Below are 21,216 nucleotides of genomic sequence, written 5' to 3'. Positions count from 1 at the left end.
GTTCCGCTCTTCCCGATATGGCAAAATGGTAATAGCGGTCAAAACGAAAGTTTATGGAGGCTTGAAATGGAGCGGATAAGGCTTACCGCCATGACCGCCAGCTCCGGGTGAGCGGCCAAGATCGGGCCCGGGACTTTGGCCCGCATATTAAAGGACCTGCCGCTTGTAAAAGACCCGCGTCTGCTGGTGGGAATAGAAACTTCGGACGACGCCGGGGTTTATCTCCTCACTGAAGAGATCGCTTTGATCCAGACGGTGGACTTCTTTACCCCGGTGGTGGATGATCCTTTCTTCTTCGGCCAGATAGCCGCCGCCAACGCTTTGAGCGACGTTTACGCCATGGGAGGAAAGCCCCTGACCGCTCTCAACATCATCTGCTTCCCCACTGCCTGCGGAGATCTGGAGATCCTGGCCCAGATCCTTAAGGGGGGAGCGGAGAAGGTGAAGGAGGCGGGAGCGGTGCTCTTAGGGGGGCATAGCGTGGAGGACAAGGAGCCCAAGTACGGCCTGGCCGTCACCGGCATCGTACACCCGGCCAGGGTGCTCACCAACCGGGGTTCACGCCCCGGCGACCGCCTGGTGCTCACCAAGCGCTTGGGTACGGGCGTCGTGGTAACGGCGCTAAAGGCTGACCTGGCCCCGGCGGAGCTTGTGGCGGAAGCCACGCAGGAGATGGCCACCCTCAACCGGGCAGCAGCGGAGGCCATGCAGGAGGTAGGGGTGAACGCCTGCACCGACATAACCGGCTTCGGCCTCTTGGGACACGCCCTGGAAATGGCTCAGGCTAGCGGCGTGCACCTGGTCATCAGAGCTTCGCAGCTCCCTCTCTTCCCCCAGGTACTCGACTTTGCCAGCATGGGGCTTATCCCGGCGGGAGCCTACGCCAACCGGCAGTTCGTGGCCGAGAAGGTCCAGATTTCTTCCGCTGTGCCGCCCGAGCTGCAGGACATCCTCTTCGATCCCCAGACCTCCGGCGGCTTGCTCATCTCTGTCCCCGCGGAGCGTCTGGAAGCTTTGCTGGAAGCTCTGAAAGGAAGAGGGGTGGCCACGGCGGCGGTCATAGGTGAGGTCACCGGAGAGCCACCGGGTACCATCGAGGTTATCCCTTAATCCCGCGTCGAAGCTGCCACAGGGTGCGCCAGTAACCCCAGAGGCTGCCTCCAGCGTTGGCCCGGACTATGGCCAAGGCGATTTTGGGCAGGAGCCAGGGAGCAGTATAGGCCATATAGCGGGGCTCCCAGCGAGGGCGGAACTTGTCTTTAAACTGGCGCAGCCCTTTAAAGCCGTAGAAGAAGTTGAAGTGTTCGTAAATGAGGTGGGCCGTCTTCTCGGGCAGGCGATCCTGGAAGCTCTCCAGACCGGCCAGCGGCGCCAGCCCCAGGCTGAATCCCTCCATTCCCTGCCGCCGGAAGTACTCGGCCAAAGAAACGATCAGGAGCTCCATGGCTCCGGGGGGAGCCTCCGGCAGACGGCGCATGAGGTCTATAGTTCCCGTCTTGCCCCGGTAGGTGGGCACGATATTGGCAAAAGCCACCTCCTTCCCCGTGCCGTCCCGCACCACAGCCACGGGACAGGTGCGGAGGTACTGGTAGTCGAACCAACTCAGAGAGAAGCGCTTCTCCGTCCCCTGCTTGCTTGCTAACCAGGCATCGGAGATCGCTTTTAGCCGGTGGAGAAGCTCCTCCGGCAAAGGAGGCTGATAAAATTCCACCCGGCAACCCTGGCGCTCGGCCCGTCTGATCGCGTGCCGCAGGCTCTTCCTTTCCCGCCCTTCCAGGCTGAAAGTACGGAGATCGATGACGGCCTCCTCCCCTATTTTCAGAAGCTCGAAACCGGCGGCGCGGTAAAGAGGGAGATAATCTTCCCCCACCTGGAAGAAGACAGGGTGCCAATCGTGGTTGCGGCAGAAAGAAGCGAAAGCTTTGATCGTTTCCTCCTTTTCTTCCGGAGGACCCACCGGATCCCCCAGGGCAATGGCTACGTTACCCACCACCGTGTACCCCACTACGCTCCGGCGGGACGGGCTGAAGAAATAGGACTTGTCCGGTAAAAGCAGAAGGAAAGCTAGGGTGGAGTCGGCCCAGCGCTCGAGAATCTCCCCTACCTGCCGCACCTCCTCCGGCCTTATCCTCTGCCGGTAAAGCACGGGGCGAAAGACCAGAGCCACGCCGTAAGCGAGGGTCAGCATCTCGCCGAGCCACAGGGAATCGAGAAACCAGCGGGCACGGTAGGTGCGGGGGGCCTCGCTGGGGGGAGTTCCCAGAAAGAGCACGCGGGCCGTTTCGCGCGCCGAAGCAAGCCAGCCGAAGTGAGCGCCGAAGTGCCGGTCAAGCAAGTAAAAGCCGCAAAGGCCGTAGAGAAAAAGAAGGCAGCCGAGAAGAGCGATAAAGAGGAGGGCCTGCCCCAAAGAAGCCGGATCGCTGGCCACGGTGTAATTCCGGCGCAGGAGCAAAAGGAGGCCCAGAGCGACCAAGTTCACCAAAGCGGCGTCGTAGTCCAGCCCCTTTAGCAGGTGGAGCAGAGCCACCAGCCCCAGAAGCAAACAGGTCAAAAGCCAGGCCCGCCGTTTCCGCTTGGCCAGCCCCCAGGCCAGAAGCAGCAAGGCTAGGCCGGTCAGCACGGACAAAAGCCAACTGCAGTACACGACCTCCACTGGCAGGTACTCGCGCACTATCAGGTACCGCGCCGCGTGGTGGCTTAACCAGGAATAGAGGATGTTATAGATGCCGGTTGCTGCCACCAGCAAGGCCACCAGGTAAATAAGCGCCTTCTCCAAAAGCCGCACCATGGCCACCCCTACCCGATCCGGGACTAGAAAATCTCCTCTCTCCTGAGCCAGCGCAAAGAGACCATGCCCGCTAAGAAAGGCAGCCACACGGTTATCCCCCGGTAAACGAAAGTGACCAGCACGGCGCTTTCCGGCGGCACCCCGAGCGAGGACAAAGTGGCGGTCATGGCCCCCTCCACGAAGCCCACGCCCGAGGGGGTGATGGATACTATGAGGAAGAGCACGCCCACCGCGTAGCCTATGAGTAAAGTGCCCAGCGAGACCCCTCCGGCGAAAGCGAAAAAGACTGCTCCTAGGATGCCGATACCCAAGACTTCCACCAGCAGGGCGTGCAGCACCACCCACCCCAGGCCGTGGGGTCGTTTCGCCAGCCACTGCGCCGCCTCGGTCAAGTGCAGCACAAAGTTAACAGCCCGCTCCCGCCAGGCTTCCCGCCTGCCGCGGGGGACAAAGAGCAGAACCAGGCTTACCACCCTCTGCGCCAGGGAAATCAGCTTTTCCGGCCGGTGCATGGCCGCGAGTATGACCAGCACCTGCGCCACCACGAAAAGCAGGAGCAGAGCCGCTGCCACCTCCTCGTAAAAGTTAAGGCGTCCCTTGAGCCAGAGGTAGCCGAACACCCCTATCAGGACGAGAACAAAGGCGCCGTAGTCGAAAAGGTAGAAAAGCAGGCTTATCAAGACGGCCCGCGCCAGGGTAGCTCCCCGCTTCACCGCGTCGGCTACGATGAGCGCCGTCCCGGAAAGTGCACCTCCGGGCGTCACCAGACCCACGAAGGAGCTGGCGGTGACCAAAACCAAAAGCCTCTTCCACGATTCTCTCAGCCCCATGGCGCGGTAGAGGGCGTGGTAAAACCCGGCCAGGTTAAAAAGGAAAAGGGCTTCCAGCCCCAAGGCGACCATCACCCACAGGGGCTGCCCCTGGCGTAAAAGGAGGAGCAGCTTCCTACCCTCAGCGTAGTGGGCGGCTAAAAAAAGGGTGGCGAAGAAGAGTAAGAGGGCTACGACTAATCGGCTCAAGAAGTCTTACCCCCGGCCGCAATGCTGGCTCAGGCTAGCTTTGTATATATCACCGCCGTAGATATCGTTGGCCACCCAAGCGGGAAAGTCCTCTACCCAGAACTCGTAAATTGCTTCGGGGCCGAGTTCCGGGTAGGCTACCAGCCTCACTCCCTTTATACAGCGGCTTAGAAGCGCTCCTGCCCCGCCGTAGGTGACGAAGTAGACGGCCCGAAACTTCACCAGAGCCTCCCGCACCTCCAGGGAACGGTACCCCTTCCCTATCATACCCTTAAGCCCTTTCGCCAAAAGGGAGGGAGTGTAAGGATCCATCCGGCCGGAGGTGGTGGGGCCAGCCGATCCAATCACCCTCCCTGGAGGAGCAGGAGTGGGGCCGGTATAATAGATAACCTGCCCTTTTAAGTCTACCGGGAGCTCTTCCCCCCGGCGTAAAGCCTCCACCAGGCGTTGGTGGGCAGCGTCGCGGGCCGTGAGCAGGCGGCCGGTGAAGAGCACCTGGTCCCCCACCCTGAGTTCCTCGACCACTTCCTCGGTAAGCGGCGGGCGCAGAACCTTTACTCTAGACAAGGGTAAAGCCCCCTTTACCTCAAATTTTTGTATTGGTTTTCGCGAAAAAACGTGATACACTTATTTACGTGAAAGGAGGTTTGAAAATTCATGGAATATCAGAACGTAACTCTCTCCCTGCCTAAGGATGTTTTGCGTCGAGCAAAGCTTATCGCCGTTGAGCGGGGAGTTTCGCTCTCAGCCCTCCTTGTTCAACTGTTAGAAGACTTTACCCGCCAAGAAGACGCATATCGTAAAGCGCAAGAACGCCACTTGGCCCTGTTAAACGAACTCAACTTAGGCACCGGCGGCGAAATCTCTTGGAAGCGAGAAGACGTGCATGAACGCTAAAAAGATTGAGCGGCAGTTTCTAGACACCAACATCCTGGTCTACGCACACGATGTCTCGGCCGGTGAAAAGCATATCCGGGCCAAAAATTTACTAGAAAACCTTTGGCTTACAGGAAGCGGGTGTCTGAGTGTACAGGTACTCCAAGAGTTCTACATAACAGTAACCCGAAAAGTTAAGACACCTCTTTCACCCGAAAAAGCACTACAGGTTATCGAGTACCTATCGAATTGGCGCGTACACGTCCCGGGACCGGTCGATGTACTGGAGGCTATCAGGATACACCAACATCTGAAAATTTCTTTCTGGGATGCTATGATCATCCGGAGCGCGGAAGTGCTGGGGTGCCGAATAGTTTGGTCAGAAGATCTTAACCCTGGGCAATACTACGGCCAAGTAGTGGTAAAAAATCCCTTTGCTTAAAGAACGGCCGTACGGTGGCGCGTGGCGTGGCAGCTGAGGTTCACCGCCACCGGCAGGCTAGCGATGTGGCAAGGATAAGTAGCCACGTGCACCGCCAGGGCAGTGGTATCCCCTCCCAAGCCCAGGGGTCCTATTCCCAGGCAGTTGATGGCCTCCAGCAACTCCTCCTCCAGCTCTGCCTCCAGGGGATGGGGGTGGCGGCTCCCCACCGGTCTCAACACCGCCTCCTTGGCCAGCAAAGCCGCCTTCTCCACCGTTCCCCCTATTCCTACTCCCACCACCAGAGGGGGGCAGGCGTTAGGACCGGCACGCTGCACCGTCTCCAGGACCAGGCGCTTCACCCCTTCCCGGCCGTCGGCCGGCCGGAGCACCTTGACCATTCCCATATTTTCGCTTCCCGCCCCCTTGGGCATGACCGTTATCTTCAGCCGGTCGCCGGGAACCAGCCGGGTATGGATGACCGCCGGGGTGCTATCTCCCGTGTTGACCCGGTCCAGCGGATGGCGCACCACCGAGGCCCGTAAATACCCCTGGCGAAACCCCTCCCTTACCCCCTCGTGCACCGCCTCTTCCAGCTTGCCCACTACCCGCACCTCCTGCCCCACCTCCAGGAAAACCACCGCTATACCCGTGTCCTGGCATATGGGCAGGCCCTCTTTTTCCGCTATAAGGGCGTTTTCTAGAAGCCGGCTCAAAATTTCGCGGGCCCGGGGAAAACTCTCCCTCTCCCGGGCCCGCTTTAAAGCCTCTTTCACATCCGGGGGAAGATAGAGGTTGGCCTCGCGGAAAAGCCGGGCCACCGTGGCCGTGACTTCTGTCGCCGCAATCTCGCGCAAAACCGAAAAAACCCCTCCTTACTCCAGGGTGATCTCCTCGCCGGGGGCGAGCTTTATTCCCCTGACCCCTAGCTTTTCGGCCTCGGCCACGAAAGCGGCCGCGTCCTGCCGGATGGCCGGGAAAGTGTCGTAGTGGATGGGGATGACCGCCTTGGGCTTCAAGAGCTTGAGCGCCCGCAAGGCGTCCTCCGGATCCATGGTGTAAGTCCCCCCTATGGGCAGCAGGGCCACGTCCAGCCCCAGCTCCCCGATAAAGGCCATTTCCGCTAAAAGCGCGGTATCGCCAGCGTGGTAGACCCTTTTGCCCCCGAGCTCGATTACCGCCCCCAAAGGCATGCCGCCGTAGGTGCCGTCGGGGAAGCTGGAAGAATGCCAGGCGGGAACCAGCTTGACCCATCCCCCCTCGAAGCAATACTTCCCGCCGGTGTTGAGAGAACAGGTGCGCTTGGCCCCCTTTCGGCCAGCGTAGTTGGTGATCTCGAAGTTGGACACGAGCAGAGCTCCGCGCTGGCAGAAGGAGAGCGCGTCCCCCCAGTGGTCTCCGTGAGCATGGGTCACCACCACTATGTCCGCTGCCACATCCTGCGGACGCACGGGAGCAAGAGGGTTGCCGGTAAGGAAGGGATCGACGAGGAGCCTCGTGCGCCCGTCGTCCAGCCACACCGCCGCGTGCCCCAAGAACCGGAGCCTCAGCATCCAACACCCCTCGCTTTCTCCGGACAAGCTTTTCTCCATTGTAATGCCGGGAGCAAAAGCCAATCAACCCATCTCGGGAGGAAGTAGGAGCCGCTCCAGGCGCAGGTAAAGGGGACGGAAAAGGGCCTCAATGCCCTTGGTGATATTGGGAAAAGGCCAGTGAAAGATCTGGAAAAGGGCCAGGGTAAAGCCCAGGAGGGAAAGAAAGGCAAAGACCCAGAGCTCCCGGTACATGCGGTTTTTCAGCATCCGGGGCACTTCGAAGTAGGCCACTAAGAAGTAAAAGGAGAGGAGGGCCAAGACATAAAGCATACTTTCATCTCCTGCGCGACTCTACCTCCTGGAGCAGCGACTTAGAGCGCAGGCCGGTGCGCCGGAGTTTCGCGTCCACCTTCACCTCGACCTCCAGGTAAGGAAAGACCTCCTCCGACCACTTCTGCTTGAGCTTTTTCCACTCTTGTGGGTAGTGCCGGTGAAGGGCCGCGCCAAAGCCGAAAATATCGGCCTTGAGTTCCTTGGCCCGCCGCAGGGCCTGCTCCACCTCCGCCTTTATGGCCGCCGCCTGGGCTGCCTCCAGCTGCCGTACTACCTCCAACTTGCTGAGGTCTAAGGGGCAGGCAGCTTCCGCCACGTTCCCCTCCTCCCTTATTTCCACCGTGAACTTCGGCCCGTAAGGAGTGAGGTGCGGGCGGATGCGTGTCTGGGAACGCAGAACGTCGACCGTGACTTCTTTGTCCCCTTCTAGTGAAAGGACCAGCGCCCCCCCACCCACCTTTCCTTTGGCCCACAAAAGCCCCCGGCTCTCCCGCTCGTTCAAGAAACCCACCAGGCGATCCCGGCGGAAAACGGCCGTACCCCCCACCTTGATTTCCATAGCAGGCTCGGGTGCCGGGGCTAAGGGCTCCCGGGGTCTTAGCTTCTGGGTGGGGTTGCGCTCAGCCCGGACCACCGGGCAGTAAGCCTCCTGTCCTTCACTCACGAGCATTCCCAGAAACTCGCCAAAGGTGACTACGGGGAAGAAAGAGGTGCGGCTTTGCTCCCGAACAAGCCCCTCCAAGCGCATGGCCGGGCAACTCTCGTGAGGATTGGGTACGTCTAAAAGCTCCAGCACATCCCCTCGGACCACAAAGACAGGGATTATCTTACGTATTTCCACGCTACGCTCAAAGAAATCCAGCACCTCCGCCACCCCCCGCCGTGCCGCTCCTTCCGTGAACAAAAGCACCCGGCTCTGGGTAAAATAAGGACGCTTGGGCACTTTAAGCGCCAACTCCCTCACAGCAGCAAAGACGGTTTTTCCCCGCGCCTCGTAGTTACGATAGCACTTGGAAGGAACGCTGGCGCTGGGAGTTATAGCCCCCTGAGTTCCTCCCGCCAAGGCACGGGGGTTGAAAGCTTGAACGACCAGTCTAACTTCCCCGGAAGGCAAGCGGTCCACCGCCACCGCCGTGACGAAAGCCAAATCTTCCAGTTCCCGCATATCCCAGCAACCGACAAGCAGAAGAAGACCCGCCGTCAAGCCTGCCAGCAGGAAGCGCATCAGCTTTCCCTCCGGTGCTCCTCTTCGGGCCTCTGGCTCCTGCCCCAGGGGGAGACGCGGAACCAGTTGCGCTTGGAAGTTTCCGGCCGGGTGCGCATGGCCCAGAAGGGAGCCCGCACCAGGACGTCCCGGAGCTCCCCGAACTTCAGAGGAGCCAAAGGAGAAAGGTAGGGGAGACCAAAGGAACGCAGACCCGCCAGGTGGATGAGGATGGCCAGAAGCCCCACCACCACCCCGAAAAGCCCTAAGGTAGCCGCCAGAAAGAGAATGGGAAAACGCAGGAGGCGCATAGGAACCCCGAGCTCGTAAGAAGGGACAGTGAAGGAAGCAATGCCCGTGGCTGCCACTATGATCACCATCAGGGGAGAGACCAGACCCGCCCGCACCGCTGCCTCGCCGATGATAAGGGCTCCCACGATGCTCACCGCTTGGCCCACTTGCCGCGGTAGCCTTATGCCCGCCTCGCGCAGGAGCTCAAAGGCCACCTCCATCATAAAGGCCTCCAGAGCAGCGGGCACCGGCACCCCCTCCCGGGCTGCGGCCAGCGAAAGGAGCAGCCGCGCCGGTATCATGTCGGGATGGTAGTTGGATATGGCCACATAGAGGGGAGACCCCACCACGGAGAAGATGAAGGCCAGGTACCTCAGCCACCGGATGGCGGTAGAGATGCCGCTTATGTGGTAGTAGTCCTCCGGCGTCTGCAGGAGCATGGGCAGAGAAGCCGGAACTATCAGGGCGAAAGGAGAGGTATCCACCAGGATGACCACGCGCCCCTCAGTCAAGGCACCGCACACCCGATCGGGGCGTTCAGTGCAGATGGCTTGGGGGAAAAAAGTATAGGGGTTGTCTATGATCATCTCTTCCACGTAGCGGAAGCCGTAAACGGCATCCATATCGATCTGAGCGATCCGTTTCTTTACTTCCTCTACCAGCGCGGGGTTGACCAGACCTTTTATATAAGCCAAGACCACCACCGAGCGGGTGAGCCTCCCCACCGTGACCCTTTCCATGACCAGGTTGGGAGTCTTTATCCGCCGCCTTATGAGCATTATGTTCTCTTCTACATCTTCGACAAAGCCGTCTCGCGGCCCGCGGACGGTGGACTCCGTCACCGGCTCTTCGATGGCCCGCCGCTCGTAGCCCCGCACGTCGAGCCCTAAGGCGCGGTTTTCCCCGTCCACGAAGAGTACGGCACACCCCTCGGTGACGTGGGAGAAGACCTCCCAGAAGTCCCTGACCTCGCATACCTCGGCCACGGTTATGACCCGGTCGCGCAGAAAATCCAGATCAACTTTCTGGTCCTTAGGTATGCGGAACATGAGGTTTTCTAATATCTGGCGGTTGAGCTGCGAGCGCTCCACCATGTTGGCCATGAAGATGATGGCCGCCCGTTTTTCACCCCCTCCTAAGACAAACTCGCGCATTTCAAAGTCCGCATTGCCCCCCATGACTCTCTTTACCAGAGCAAGATTTTGCTCTAAGGAAGAGGAGATGGGGATCTGCTTCAGCTCCCCCGGTTCCCAGACTTTCTTTTCCGCCTTCCGGTCTTCCTGCGGCAGTGGAGGAGGAGCAGGGGCTAGGCGCCGCTTGAGCTTAGACTGCACCAGCAGATCCTTTAACTTCTTCCCCATCCGCATAGGGAGAGCCGTTCACCTCCCGCAAACCCCGGCAGGCTGCCACCAGCAAGAGCAGGCCGGTCAGGAATAAGTTGACAAAGTCGATGGAGAGAGGAAATACCTCTGCCGAAAAGGCCACCAAGTCACTTATGTTGTGCCAGGACATGAGCGACAGAGCCGCGAGTAAAGCCCCGGTGGGGAATATCAGGGGGCGGTAGGTCTTAAGTCCCAGCCACTGGCTTAGGGCCAGAAGGCCAGCGTAGAAGAAAGTGGTGAGCTTGAAGAGCATGCCTGCCACCCAAATCATCATAAAGACGGCGTCCTGACGCTCCAAGATGGGAATAGTAGCGAAGTGGATGCGGCGGTAGAGGGAAAAGGCGGGAAAGAGTAGGCGCGCCACCACCTCGGCCCCCATAGTTCCTATGGCTCCCACCACGACGACTAACATGCAGAGGAAAAGCACCACCACGGCCGTCACGCTGGTGCGCAACACCCGCCGGCGGTCGCTGACGAAGGGGGTGAGCATAAGGATGACTGCCACCTCTCCCATCCAGGCGCCGGGAGCCAGCGCCCCCACCAGCGGTGGGCCCCAGCCGTTTTCCAGGAAGGGAAGAAAATTATCTAAACGAATATCTTTGGCAATCAAAGCCAAAAGAAAGAAAAAGGCGGGTATAAAAATGACCAGAACTATCTGGTTGACCCGGCATATTACTTCCAGCCCCTGGTAAATAGCATAGCAGGACAAGAGGGTCAGAATGGCGATAAAGACTACGATAGGGGTTTCCTGCATGTAAGCGGTGGTCATGAGCTCCCCAAACTGGCGCTGAACGTAGTAGGCTACGTAGAAGAAGTAATACACGTAGATGAAGCCGACTATCTTCCCCAAAAAGGGACCCAAAATTCGGGGAGCATACTGGATTACCGTCTGGGAGGGAAAGCGCAGAGCCAGCTTGGAAGAAATTACTGCCACGATGAGGCCGAAAATAAAAGCTAAGAGGAGGGACAGCCAGCCGTCGGAACGGGCCTTCTGGGCCACGATACCGGGAACGAAGAGGATAGCCGTGGCCAGGACGATGCTTATTTGATACCCGCAAGCTTGTAGAGCAGAAATCCTTCCCTCTTCCCGCACCACCGCGCCCACCCCTTCCGACCATTAGTATGAGCCGGAAAGGGCTTTTAATTCCGCTCCCCGCCTGGCTTCCCTGGCCCTCGCAGCGGGCTCCCGGTGAGAAGTGCCAGCGTAGCCTTGATACTAGAACGCTCCAGAAGAAGCCTTTGGAAGTTGCTACCGCGAAAACGAGCCGGAGGGGCGAAGCGCTTCAGAAGCCTCTGTCTTCCGGCTCCAGAGCTCCCACCAGGTAAAGGGAGCCGGTCACTACTACCAGGTCTTCCGGCCGGGCCCTGCGCAAAGCTTGACTCACCGCCTCCTGCGGCTCCTCCACCAGGTAGACCTGGGGGCAAAGCTGCCGGGCCCAGTCCGCCACCCGCCGCCAGTCCTCCGATCTGGGCCCCGGAGGGCGGGTCACCACCACTAAGGAGGCGCCGGGCACGAGAATCTTCACCATATCCTCCCGCGCCTTATCATCCAGCATCCCCAGCACCAGGAGGCGCTGGCCACGAGGAAAATAGTGGTCCAAGGCTTCTCTTAGAGCCGTCGCCCCTGCTGGGTTGTGGGCTCCGTCCAGAATTAAGGTGGGCTGGGAAAAAACGATTTCCAGCCTCCCAGGCCAGCGCGTCCGGTAAAGCCCTACTTTGATCGCTCCTTTGTCTATCTGCCAGCCCCGCTCTTCCAAAAGCTTAGCCGCTGCCACCGCTAAAGCAGCGTTAAACTGCTGGTGCCGGCCCAGGAGGTTCAGACGCAAGGGGGGAGTCCTCCCCCACCACCCTTCAACCTCGATCACCTGCCCGGTAAGGTCGTTAGCTATCTCACGGAAGCTAAAGTCACGGCCCTGGACGTAAAGCGGAGCTCCTTTTTCCCGCGCCACCCCTTCCACTACCCCTAGCGCCTCGCCGGTAGCCCCCGTCACCACGGGAACCCCGGCCTTTATGATCCCTGCTTTTTCCCAGGCGATGGAGGTAATGTCGGAGCCCAGGTAGTCAGTGTGGTCCACCGCCACGTTGGTGATGACCGCAAGTTCGGGGAGCACCACGTTGGTGGCGTCCCACCTCCCTCCTAGACCCACCTCCACCACCGCCACTTCCGCTCTGGCCCGCGCGAAGAGCAGGAAAGCCAAGGCGGTGTGGATTTCGAACTCGGTAAGCCGCACCCCCTCCCGCTGTAGAGCCTCCAGATGGGGGTAGAGCTCCTTCACTAACCAGACAAATTCCCGCTCCCCTATGGGACGACCGTTCAGCTGGAAGCGCTCCAGATAAGAGCGCAGGTGGGGGGAAGTAAAAGTGCCCACCCGGTATCCCGCCGCCCGCAATATGAAACTCAGAAAGGCCGTGACCGAGCCCTTGCCGTTGGTCCCTCCCACGTGCAAGAAACGCAAACGGCGGTGGGGGTTACCCAGCCGCTCGAGCAGCGCTTTTATCCGCTCCAGCCCCGGCTTTATCCCCACCGCCGCCACCTGCTGGATATAGGCCAGTGCCTCGCGCATCGCTCCTAGACCCCTTCCAGGAAGGAGAGTAGTTTCTCCAGGCTCAGGCGGTTCTTCTCCAGCTCCTCCTCCTTGGCCCGCTCCTTGGCCACCACCTCGGCCGGCGCTTTGGCCAAGAAGCTGGGGTTGTCGAGTTTTCGGCGCACCCTGGAAAGTTCCTCCTCCAGCTCTTTAAGCTCTTTGTGAAGGCGCGCCCGCTCCTTCTCCACGTCGATAAGGCCTTCCAGAGGCAGGTAGATCTCTATCCCGGCCGCTACAGCGTGGGCAGCGTTGACCGGCTTCTCCAGTAAAATCTCCTTCAGCACCAACTCCCCTGCCACCAGGGACTCCACTATCTTCCGGTGTTCCTCCAAAAGCCTCATCTTGTCGACCTCACGGGTCACCAGGATGACCGTAGCCCGCTTTCCCGGCGGTACCCGCATCTCCGCCCGCAAGTGCCGCACCGCCCGCACCACTTCCTGCAGCATCCCCACCGCAGCCTCAGCTGCCGCGTCCTTCCTCTTCTCCTCCACCGCCGGCCAAGACTGAACTATCAAAGGGGCGCTTCCGGGTTCCAGCCGGTGCCAAATCTCCTCAGTGACGAAGGGAATGAAGGGGTGCAGAAGCTTGAGGCAGGTGCCGAGCACCGACTTCAACACCACTTGAGCCGTCCGCCGGGCCTCCGGGTCGGCACCGTAGAGGCGCAGCTTGGCCATCTCGATGTACCAGTCGCAGAACTCGTCCCACATGAACTCGTAAAGGAGGCGGGCCGCCTCGCCCAGCTCGTACTCCTCCAGGTAAGCGGTCACCCGCTCCACTACGTCTTGTAGGCGGCTTATTATCCAGCGATCGACGAGTTCCAGGCGCACCTCGTCAAGCTGGGGAAGCGCTTCCTCCTCGTCCAGGTTCATGAGCACGAAGCGGGAAGCGTTCCATAGCTTGTTTATAAAGTTGCGCGCCCCGTCCAGCCGCTCGAAGTGGAAGCGCAGGTCGTTACCCGGGGTGCTGCCCGTGACCAGCATGAAACGCAAACTGTCCGCCCCGTGGCTCTCGATAACCTCCAGGGGGTCAACACCGTTGCCCAGGGACTTGGACATCTTCCGGCCAAGCGCATCCAGCACCAGCCCGTGAATAAAGACCTCCCGGAAAGGAACGTCCCCCATGAACTTGAGCCCCATGAAGATCATGCGAGCCACCCAGAAGAAGATGATATCGCGGCCGGTGACCAGCACCGAGGTGGGATAGAAGAACTTAAGTTCGGGGGTTACTTCGGGCCAACCCAGAGTGGAGAAAGGCCAAAGGGCGGAGGAAAACCAGGTGTCAAGCACGTCCGGATCCTGTTCCACCCGACTGGAGCCGCAGTGCGGACACCTGTCCAGACCGTTGCGGGCGGCAGTGCTCCGGCCGCAGTCGGCACAATGCCACACCGGTATGCGGTGGCCCCACCAGAGCTGCCGCGAGATGCACCAGTCTTTTATGTTTTTCACCCAGTTCAAGTAAATTTTAGTAAAGCGCTCCGGTATAAAGCGGATGCGCCCTTCCTCCACCGCTGCGACGGCCGGCTCAGCTAGGGGTTTCATGCGCACAAACCACTGCTTGGAGATCATGGGCTCCACTACCTCGCCGCAGCGGTAACAGTGCCCCACCGCGTGGACGATATCCTCCTCCTTCTCTAGCAGCCCCTGAGCCCTCAGGTCCTCCACCACCCGCCGACGAGCCTCCCACCGGTCCAAGCCCCGGTAGCGTTCCCCGGCCTCCTCCGTCATCCGGGCGTCGAACCCTATGACCTGCACCGCAGGCAGGTGGTGGCGCTGTCCGATCTCGAAGTCGTGAGGGTCGTGCGCCGGCGTCACCTTGAGCGCCCCGGTACCAAACTCCATGTCCACGTACTCGTCGGCGATGATGGGGAGCTCCCGCCCCACTAGAGGAAGGATGGCTTTCTTGCCAATAAGCTCCCGGTAGCGGGGATCTTCGGGGTTGACCGCCACCGCCGTGTCCCCCAGCATGGTCTCCGGGCGGGTGGTAGCGATAGTGATGAAGCCCCCTTCCGCCAGGGGATAGCGGATGTAGTAAAGCTTGCCGGGCGTCTCCTTGTGCTCCACCTCGATATCGGAGATCACCGTCTGGCAGCGGGGGCACCAGTTGACGATGTAGTCTCCCCGGTAGATCAGCCCCTCCTCGTAGAGGCGAATGAAGACCTCTTTGACCGCCCTGGAGCAGCCCTCATCCATGGTGAAGCGCTCCCGGTCCCAGTCGCAGGAGGCCCCTAAGCGCCTGAGCTGCATGGTGATGGTGTTGCCGTACTTCTCCTTCCACTGCCAGACCCGCTCCAGGAACTTCTCCCGCCCCAGGTCGTGGCGGGTGAGCCCTTCCTTGGCCAGCTCCGCCTCCACCCGAGCCTGAGTGGCAATGCCTGCGTGGTCGGTGCCGGGCACCCAAAGGGTGGCGTAACCCTGCATGCGCCGCCAACGGATGAGCACGTCTTGCAGGGTGTTATCCAGGGCGTGCCCCATGTGCAGTTCTCCCGTCACGTTGGGCGGGGGCATGACTATACAAAAGGGGCGCCGGGAAGGATCGACCTCTCCCCGGAAAAATTTCCCTTCCTCCCAGAAGCGATACCATTTAGCTTCCACTTCTTTCGGCTCGTAAACCGGTGGCAAAATCCTTTTGCTCAAGACGAATCTCGACCTCCAGCCTCCGTTTGCAAAAATCTTATGACACCTGCAAAACGCCTGTCAACGGCCCCGCCACGGACGCGAAGGACAGTGACGCGCCCAAAAGTAAAGGAGGGGGCTTTGGAAGATACCCCCTCCTTTGGAGTATACCCGCTGTTTTAGCCTACGACGGTGTAGCTAGTATGCGCCTCCGACGGCTTGCCTGCCGGTACGTGCTCCTCCGCTGGCAAGATGGCGAAGTTCTCTACCAGGAAGCAGTAAGCTAGTACTGCGAGGGCGATGAGTCCCGCCGTGACCATGAACTCCGTCCACTTGGGGAAGTAATGGCCTCCCATGGCCGCCGCCATCCCGGTGAAGACCACGTTCATGCGGTTGAGGATTACTCCACCCACGGTGAGGACGGAAGCGGTGATGAGTCCCCCAGCAGAGTTGCGCACGCTCGGGATAGCGAACATGATCATGGGAACAATGACCCCGCCCACTATCTCCAGCAGGAACAGGTTGCTTTCCAGGGAGCCGTCGAAGAGGTGACCGAACTGGTTGCGGTAGCCGAGATCGATGAGCTTAAGCACCAGGTAAATGAACATCACCCAGGCACCCACTTTAACCAGCCGGGAAAGGACCGGGATCTCCATCTGCCGGCCGTAGGCCTTGGCCGCCAGAGAACCTTCCAGGGTTACCATGGCCGGGCCCACGAAGAAAGAGGACAGCAGGAAGAAGATAGGGAGGGCAATGGACCACCACAGGGGATCGAGCCGATCAACGGTCACCACGTAGAGCGAGCCCAGCGAAGACTGGTGCAGCGTGGGTAGAACCACGCCTAGGATGAAGAGAGGGGGAAGCATGGCGTCGAAAACGCGCTTGAGCCAGTCCGACTTGACCCGCTCGAAGACGATGCTCCCAAACTCCAGAACCTGCACCATGGTGTAAAGGGAGATGCACCAGAACACTTCGAAGAGCACCGAGTGCCAGCTTCCCGGGTAGACCAGGAAGGGCCGCCAGAAGTTATACCAGCGTCCGATATCCATGAAGAGGCCGATCAGCACCAGGATATAGCCCAGCATAGAGGTGAGTAGCGCCGCCCGCGCCACTGGCGCAAACTGCTTCCGGTGCAGGATATGAACCAGAAAAGCCGTGGAGTATCCACCGCCGGCCAAAGCCACGCCGATCAGAACGTCGACCGCGATCCACCAACCCCAGGGCCACTGGTCGTTGAGGTGGGTGGCCGCACCCAGCCCGTAGACCAGACGGTAGATCATCACGCCGACCGCCACCAGGAAGACCAGGATGAAGAACTTGCGCCAACCCGTCATGCGGAAGCGCCAGCCTTCCGGAAATTCATAAGCCATCCATTTCACCCGCCCCGTGAAGGTTTATAGCTTCCCTTACACTTAGTGGCTCTTTTCCGCCCCACCGGAACCTTTGGTGGCCAAGTAGAGGGCCGTCAGCACGGCCGCCCAGCCCCCGGCCACCGGCAGCGTCCACTTGGTCACCCGCTCGCTCACATGAGGGATGGACTCGGTGGACACATGGGTGCGGAAGCCCAGCTGCTCAAAGGGCACATCGCTCAGGTAGAGCCAGCAAGTACCGCCGTACTCCTTCTCGCCGTACACGTGGTTGACATAGCGCCCGGGGTTTTGAGCTATACGCTCCTTGGCCTCTTTCAAAAGCGCGTCCCGATCGCCGAACTTCAAGGCCCCGGCAGGGCACACGCTCACGCAGGCCGGCATCTCGCCGTCCTTCACCCGGTAAAAGCACATCTGACATTTCTGCACCCGGGGGAAGCGAGCCTGCCACTCGTACTTGGGTATGCTAAAGGGACAGGCGATCATGCAGTAGCGGCAGCCCACGCAGACCCGCTCGTTGTAGATGACCGGCCCCTCCGGCGTCTTGCGGAAGGCCGCGGCAAAGCAGGCGGAAGCACAGGCCGGCTCCAGGCAGTGAAAGCACTGCTCTTTGACGAACCGCCAGACCGACTCCTTGCCTTTGGAGACATCGAATTCCTTTACTACCGTCCAGTTGTCGGCCGTCAAAACCGCGTCCTTCCCCAAGTGCGGCGCGTTGGACCACGGGAGGTTATTGTAAAGCTTGCAGGCCACCACGCAGCTGCCGCAGCCCACGCAACGAGTTATATCCACCAGAACACCCTTCATGGTCTCGCCTCCATCCGCTTAAATCTCGGGCGTCAACCGGGCCGGGTAGTACTGCTCCCACGGCTTCTCCTTCTCAGAAGGCTGTATGGCCTTGAGCTTGTCGGCGCGCGAGGTGTAGTGCGTGTGCAAAAGCTCTTCCGCCAGCTCGCTCATGGGGTGGCCGTAGAAGTCCTGGTACACTTTCAGGATATCCGGATTCTCGTGGCTCTCGCGCCAGACCCAGCGAGCATCAGCGGCGTACAGGCTGGCAGTGCGCTTGGCCCGCACCTCGTTGGCCTGGGGCACCGAGCTGCGCGGCTGGCCGCCACCACTCTCGCAGCCGCCAGGACAGGCCATGAACTCCACAAAATGCCAGGGAGCTTTGCCCGCCCGCACGATGTCCAAGACCTGCCGGCTGGCCGCCATTCCCTGGCAGACCGCCACCCGGATGGTTCCTGCTCCGGGGATGTCCACCGCCGCCTCTTTAACGCTGGCCAAGCCCCGAATGGGCTTCAAATCCAGCAGCTGTGGCGGCGGCTCCTTGCCGGTGATGAAGAAGTAGGCCGTGCGGATGGCCGCCTCCATCACGCCGCCCGAAGCACCAAAGATGATCGCCCCGCCCGTGCACTTACCCATGAGGGGATCGAAATCCTCGTCCGGCAGGCGCGGGAAGTCGATCTTGGCCTGCTTTATAAGCTTGGCCAGCTCGCGGGTGGTGAGCACGATGTCCACGTCGCGGGTGACATCCTTGGCGAAGTCAGGTCCCTTCTTCTTCTCCCAGTACTTCCGGGCCGAAATCATCTCCGGCCGCTGGGCCTCAAACTTCTTGGCCGTACAGGGCATGATGGAAACCGAGACTATCTTGCGCGGATCGATACCCCGCTTCTCGGCATAGTAGGTCTTCACCGTAGCTCCGAACATCTGCTGGGGCGACTTGCAGCTGGATACATGAGGCAACAGGTCGGGATAGAAATACTCGCAGAACTTAACCCAACCCGGGCTGCAGGAAGTAAACTGGGGCAGCGGCCGTCCCGGTAGCTCCCCTTTGATGCGCTTGATGAGCTCGGTGGCCTCCTCCATAATGGTGAGGTCGGCGGCAAAGTTGGTGTCCAGCACCGCGTGGAAGCCCAGGCGCCGCAAAGCGGCCACCATCTTGCCCGTCACCCAGGTGCCCGGAGGCATGCCGAACTCCTCGCCCAGCGCCACCCGAATAGAGGGAGCGGTCTGGACCACTACAAACTTGTTGGGGTCCTTTAGGGCTTTGAGCACTTTCTCCGTGTCGTCCCGCTCCTGAATGGCACCGGTAGGACAGGCCAGGGAGCACTGACCGCAGTTGATGCACACGATGTCGTCACGGATGGGTAGCTCGTAGTAGCCGTAAACCGATTGCACCCGGTGGCAGATCTCCAGACACTGGCCGCAAAGGATGCACTTGCGGTCGTCGCGCATGATGGAGGGGTTGCTGGGATCGATAGGTACCCTCCCGCGCACGTGGGCCGGCCAGGTTCCGGCCACATCGTACTGGTAGGGTAGCCAACCCTCTCCACCGGCAGCAACCTCGTGCTGCCTGAGACAGCCACCCACCGAACCGGCCAAGCCCGCCAAGCCCAGCCCCGCCATCATCTTGAGGAAGGTCCGGCGGGTTACTTCCTTCTGCTTGAGCGCCTCTTCCAGCAGTTTTTCTACCTCCATCGTTCCTCCCTCCTCAGCTAGCTGCTCCCTAATTGACTAACCTTTTAGCCCAGACCGATCTATCTTGCCTTGTCACCTCCCTTGCTCAAATCCTATGGCCGAATCTCCCGAAACAATAACTCCGCAAGGGAACCACCACCGAGGACTTCGGCGGCAGAAATCCCCGCTCTTCCAGGTCTCTGTGGATCAAGCGCAAAAGCCGACGGAGAGCTCTTTGTACGGGGAGAGAAAGCCCCATACCGGGAGAGAGATCTTTCGGCTCCACTCCCACCAGAGAAACCCTTCCCCTCACGATTCCCAGCCGGTACATGGTGCGCAGGTAGGCGAGGGTGTCCTGGAAAAGCGAGAAAGGGGAAAAGCAGAAAGAGGCGAACCTTATCTCTTTTCCTGCAAGCAGGCGCGCCACCCCTTCGGGTCCGAGCCTGCATATTCTACCGGGAGAATTTCCTTTTGGCCACGCCTGAACCAGCAGCAGGTATTTGTGTCGGTGAAGATAGGTGTCCAGATTGCCTATTCCGGTGCCCAGATCGACGAGCTCCACGTGGGCCGACAGTTCCTCCTGACTTAAAAAGTCTACCGCCCACGAGCCCAGACCAGCATCGCGTCGGAAAAGGTCACCGATACCTATCACGGCGGCCTCTTTGGCCAAACCCCTCGCCCCCTACAGAAAAGAAAGGCCACAGCTCCGGCCTTTCGCTACCGGTCCTGTGGCCTTCCATTTTCTGCCCTTTCCGCCTTATGCTCGCTTTTCAGCTAGAAGCAGCTGTTTCGCGTTGCAGGCTTCGGCCTACGTCCCATTTGTGCTTTTCTTAACTTTCCGTTTTCAACTATACTACACGTCTTTTTCTATGTCAAGAGGAACAGGGCTTTGCGCGAAGACCCCGGAAAAACCAGACAATTATTTTAGGCCCCTTATCCGGGCGAGGTCGCCGAGGCTTCTTGCAAAAGCCGAGAAAGAGGATAATTTAATTTTTTAGTAGAAAAAATGGGGGAGCGCGAGGGGAAAGTCCACCCCCTCAATTTATGAGGGGATACACGGACCCCCTCGCGGTATAATGGCATAAAGGCCCAGGGGAAGGAGGCGAACCGCGAGTGCTCCTCGTCACCGTCAAAGCCCAGGTGCACGCCGACCCCAAGACCCTGGCCGTCCTCAAAGACGCCATGTTTTGCGCCACCAAGGTCTACAACGGCCTCCTCTGGCACCTCCGGAAGGAGTACGAAGAGACCGGAAAAGCAAATGTTTCCCGCAAGAACCTCAACCGCATCTTAAAAGAACTCCCCCGGGCGAAGGGCTACTACTCGATGTCCGTACAGCTCACCCGGGACGAAGTGAGGGAAGCATACAGGTCCTTCTTCGCCCTCAAGGAAAAAGGGCTCATGCGGCACAGCGCCCCCGGATTTCGTAAGGTCAAAGCTACCTCTCCCCGCTCAAGTACGTTCAGAGCGGCTTCAAGGTGGAAGGAGATAAGGTCACGGTTTCTCTGGGCACCGGACGGGAAGACGGGGTGAGGGAAGTCTCCTTCCGCGTCTCCCACCGTCCCGGCGTGGAGTACGAGCGGGTGCGGGAGCTCTCCATCACCTACGACAAGGTGTCCGGGCGGATAGAGGCCCGTCTGGTGGTGGAGGTGAAGGCGAACCCGCGCCCCGGGACGAAGAAAGTCGCCCTGGACCCGGGGGAGACCGTCCTCATGGCGGCCGCCTTCGAGGACGGGACCGTGCTGCTCTACTCCGGCAGGTTCATTAAGTCAGTGAGACGGTACTGGCAGAAGGTGCGGGCGAGTCTCAGGCCAAACTCCCGCAGGTGGAGGGAGGTGGCCCATCGGGAAAAGCTTCAAGTGGAGCACCTGCTCCACGTTGCCACGTCCCACTTCATAGAGGAGTGCGTGAGGCGGGGTGTGGGGGAGGTAGCCATCGGAGACCTCTGCAGCATCCGCGAGGGCATCGACTACGGAGACAAACTCAACCAGAGGCTGCACGCCTGGCCGTAGCGGAAGCTTATTAACATGCTCAAGTACAAGGGCCAGCTTGCCGGGATCGCGGTCCGGGACGATGTGGATGAGAGGAACACTTCTGTGCGCTGTCACGCCTGCGGGCGCGTCTTGCCCTCCAACCGAAAGAACAGGGGTTTATACACGTGTTCCTGCGGCTGGAGGGCGCAGGCGGACGTGAACGGCGCCTTAAACATCTTCGAGAGGGCGTACCAGGTATCTCCCGTCAAGGGGAGTAGTGGCCGGGTGGCGCGGCCTGTGGTCCTGTCACTCCGCCTGGGGTGGCACGGAGTCCACGAACCGAAGCGCAGGAACAAAAGCCTGCGTGCATCCTGAA

21 protein-coding genes are annotated in these 21,216 nt (G+C 60.1%); 6 read left to right on the top strand and 15 right to left on the bottom strand.

Going from position 1 to position 21,216, the window contains the following annotated elements:
- The first annotated feature begins 66 nt into the window (after positions 1 to 66).
- Positions 67 to 1,110: a selenide, water dikinase SelD gene (selD, locus tag DXX99_RS01940; RefSeq protein WP_115791817.1), complete on the top strand. Its 1,044-nt coding sequence runs from the start codon at positions 67 to 69 to the stop codon at positions 1,108 to 1,110.
- Here selD and DXX99_RS01935 read toward each other — a convergent pair.
- From DXX99_RS01935 to DXX99_RS01925, 3 genes are read right to left on the bottom strand one after another with little or no spacing between them, the layout of a single operon-like run.
- Positions 1,100 to 2,875: a bifunctional lysylphosphatidylglycerol flippase/synthetase MprF gene (locus tag DXX99_RS01935; RefSeq protein WP_115791816.1), complete on the bottom strand. Its 1,776-nt coding sequence runs from the start codon at positions 2,873 to 2,875 to the stop codon at positions 1,100 to 1,102. The two genes, selD and DXX99_RS01935, sit on opposite strands and share 11 nt — an antisense overlap.
- Positions 2,812 to 3,807, bottom strand: a complete 996-nt coding sequence (locus DXX99_RS01930; protein ID WP_115791815.1) for a lysylphosphatidylglycerol synthase transmembrane domain-containing protein — start codon at positions 3,805 to 3,807, stop codon at positions 2,812 to 2,814. Before DXX99_RS01930 ends, DXX99_RS01935 begins: the two co-directional genes overlap by 64 nt.
- Positions 3,808 to 3,813: 6 nt before the next feature.
- The gene (locus DXX99_RS01925; RefSeq protein WP_165847651.1) at positions 3,814 to 4,374 is read right to left on the bottom strand and encodes a FumA C-terminus/TtdB family hydratase beta subunit; all 561 of its coding nucleotides are present in this window, start codon (positions 4,372 to 4,374) and stop codon (positions 3,814 to 3,816) included.
- 90 nt (positions 4,375 to 4,464) lie between these two features.
- Between DXX99_RS01925 and DXX99_RS01920 the strand changes: the two genes are divergently transcribed.
- On the top strand, positions 4,465 to 4,704 hold the full coding sequence (locus DXX99_RS01920; protein ID WP_115791814.1) for a DUF6364 family protein: 240 nt from the start codon (positions 4,465 to 4,467) through the stop codon (positions 4,702 to 4,704).
- On the top strand, positions 4,694 to 5,125 hold the full coding sequence (locus tag DXX99_RS01915) for a PIN domain-containing protein (protein WP_115791813.1): 432 nt from the start codon (positions 4,694 to 4,696) through the stop codon (positions 5,123 to 5,125). Before DXX99_RS01920 ends, DXX99_RS01915 begins: the two co-directional genes overlap by 11 nt.
- Here the strand turns inward: DXX99_RS01915 and DXX99_RS01910 are convergent.
- The 12 genes from DXX99_RS01910 to DXX99_RS01855 form a co-directional block, all read right to left on the bottom strand.
- The gene (locus DXX99_RS01910; RefSeq protein WP_115791812.1) at positions 5,122 to 5,961 is read right to left on the bottom strand and encodes a fumarate hydratase; all 840 of its coding nucleotides are present in this window, start codon (positions 5,959 to 5,961) and stop codon (positions 5,122 to 5,124) included. The genes DXX99_RS01915 and DXX99_RS01910 overlap by 4 nt on opposite strands.
- A gap of 18 nt (positions 5,962 to 5,979) precedes the next feature.
- Positions 5,980 to 6,657 carry a metal-dependent hydrolase gene (locus tag DXX99_RS01905; protein ID WP_115791909.1) on the bottom strand — a complete coding sequence of 226 codons (678 nt, stop codon included), beginning with the start codon at positions 6,655 to 6,657 and terminating at the stop codon, positions 5,980 to 5,982.
- A gap of 63 nt (positions 6,658 to 6,720) precedes the next feature.
- A complete protein-coding gene (locus DXX99_RS01900; RefSeq protein WP_115791811.1) occupies positions 6,721 to 6,969 on the bottom strand; it encodes a hypothetical protein in 249 nt (82 codons plus the stop codon).
- A 4-nt stretch (positions 6,970 to 6,973) separates the two neighbouring features.
- On the bottom strand, positions 6,974 to 8,197 hold the full coding sequence (locus tag DXX99_RS01895) for a Ger(x)C family spore germination protein (RefSeq protein WP_115791810.1): 1,224 nt from the start codon (positions 8,195 to 8,197) through the stop codon (positions 6,974 to 6,976).
- Positions 8,197 to 9,834 carry a spore germination protein gene (locus DXX99_RS01890; protein ID WP_240610771.1) on the bottom strand — a complete coding sequence of 546 codons (1,638 nt, stop codon included), beginning with the start codon at positions 9,832 to 9,834 and terminating at the stop codon, positions 8,197 to 8,199. Before DXX99_RS01890 ends, DXX99_RS01895 begins: the two co-directional genes overlap by 1 nt.
- The gene (locus tag DXX99_RS01885; protein WP_240610770.1) at positions 9,791 to 10,942 is read right to left on the bottom strand and encodes a GerAB/ArcD/ProY family transporter; all 1,152 of its coding nucleotides are present in this window, start codon (positions 10,940 to 10,942) and stop codon (positions 9,791 to 9,793) included. The genes DXX99_RS01890 and DXX99_RS01885 overlap by 44 nt, the downstream gene beginning before the upstream one ends.
- A gap of 190 nt (positions 10,943 to 11,132) precedes the next feature.
- Positions 11,133 to 12,413, bottom strand: coding sequence for a bifunctional folylpolyglutamate synthase/dihydrofolate synthase (locus DXX99_RS01880; protein WP_115791808.1), 1,281 nt, complete (start codon positions 12,411 to 12,413; stop codon positions 11,133 to 11,135).
- A gap of 5 nt (positions 12,414 to 12,418) precedes the next feature.
- Complete coding sequence (locus DXX99_RS01875) at positions 12,419 to 15,067, bottom strand: valine--tRNA ligase (RefSeq protein WP_115791807.1); 2,649 nt, start codon at positions 15,065 to 15,067, stop codon at positions 12,419 to 12,421.
- A 158-nt stretch (positions 15,068 to 15,225) separates the two neighbouring features.
- On the bottom strand, positions 15,226 to 16,416 hold the full coding sequence (gene nrfD, locus DXX99_RS01870) for an NrfD/PsrC family molybdoenzyme membrane anchor subunit (protein ID WP_115791806.1): 1,191 nt from the start codon (positions 16,414 to 16,416) through the stop codon (positions 15,226 to 15,228).
- A 42-nt stretch (positions 16,417 to 16,458) separates the two neighbouring features.
- Positions 16,459 to 17,220 (bottom strand): 4Fe-4S dicluster domain-containing protein, encoded by a 762-nt coding sequence (locus tag DXX99_RS01865; RefSeq protein ID WP_115791805.1) that lies wholly within the window; start codon positions 17,218 to 17,220, stop codon positions 16,459 to 16,461.
- 18 nt (positions 17,221 to 17,238) lie between these two features.
- Entirely contained in the window at positions 17,239 to 18,891 is a 1,653-nt protein-coding gene (locus DXX99_RS01860) for a [FeFe] hydrogenase, group A (protein ID WP_115791804.1), read from the bottom strand.
- Between the two features lie 85 nt (positions 18,892 to 18,976).
- A complete protein-coding gene (locus DXX99_RS01855; RefSeq protein ID WP_115791803.1) occupies positions 18,977 to 19,540 on the bottom strand; it encodes a hydrogenase maturation protease in 564 nt (187 codons plus the stop codon).
- Positions 19,541 to 19,983: 443 nt separating this feature from the next.
- Between DXX99_RS01855 and DXX99_RS11820 the strand changes: the two genes are divergently transcribed.
- From DXX99_RS11820 to DXX99_RS11810, 3 genes are read left to right on the top strand one after another with little or no spacing between them, the layout of a single operon-like run.
- Complete coding sequence (locus DXX99_RS11820; RefSeq protein WP_240610769.1) at positions 19,984 to 20,400, top strand: hypothetical protein; 417 nt, start codon at positions 19,984 to 19,986, stop codon at positions 20,398 to 20,400.
- Positions 20,346 to 20,879, top strand: a complete 534-nt coding sequence (locus DXX99_RS11815) for a transposase (protein ID WP_240610768.1) — start codon at positions 20,346 to 20,348, stop codon at positions 20,877 to 20,879. The genes DXX99_RS11820 and DXX99_RS11815 overlap by 55 nt, the downstream gene beginning before the upstream one ends.
- 15 nt (positions 20,880 to 20,894) lie before the next feature.
- A complete protein-coding gene (locus tag DXX99_RS11810; protein ID WP_240610767.1) occupies positions 20,895 to 21,215 on the top strand; it encodes a transposase in 321 nt (106 codons plus the stop codon).
- Position 21,216 lies beyond the last annotated feature (1 nt).

It is taken from the genome of Ammonifex thiophilus, assembly GCF_003368535.1.
Lineage (GTDB): Bacteria > Bacillota > Desulfotomaculia > Desulfotomaculales > Ammonificaceae > Ammonifex > Ammonifex thiophilus.
Note: the sequence above shows the minus strand (reverse complement) of the source record. Positions and strands in the feature narration are given on the sequence as shown.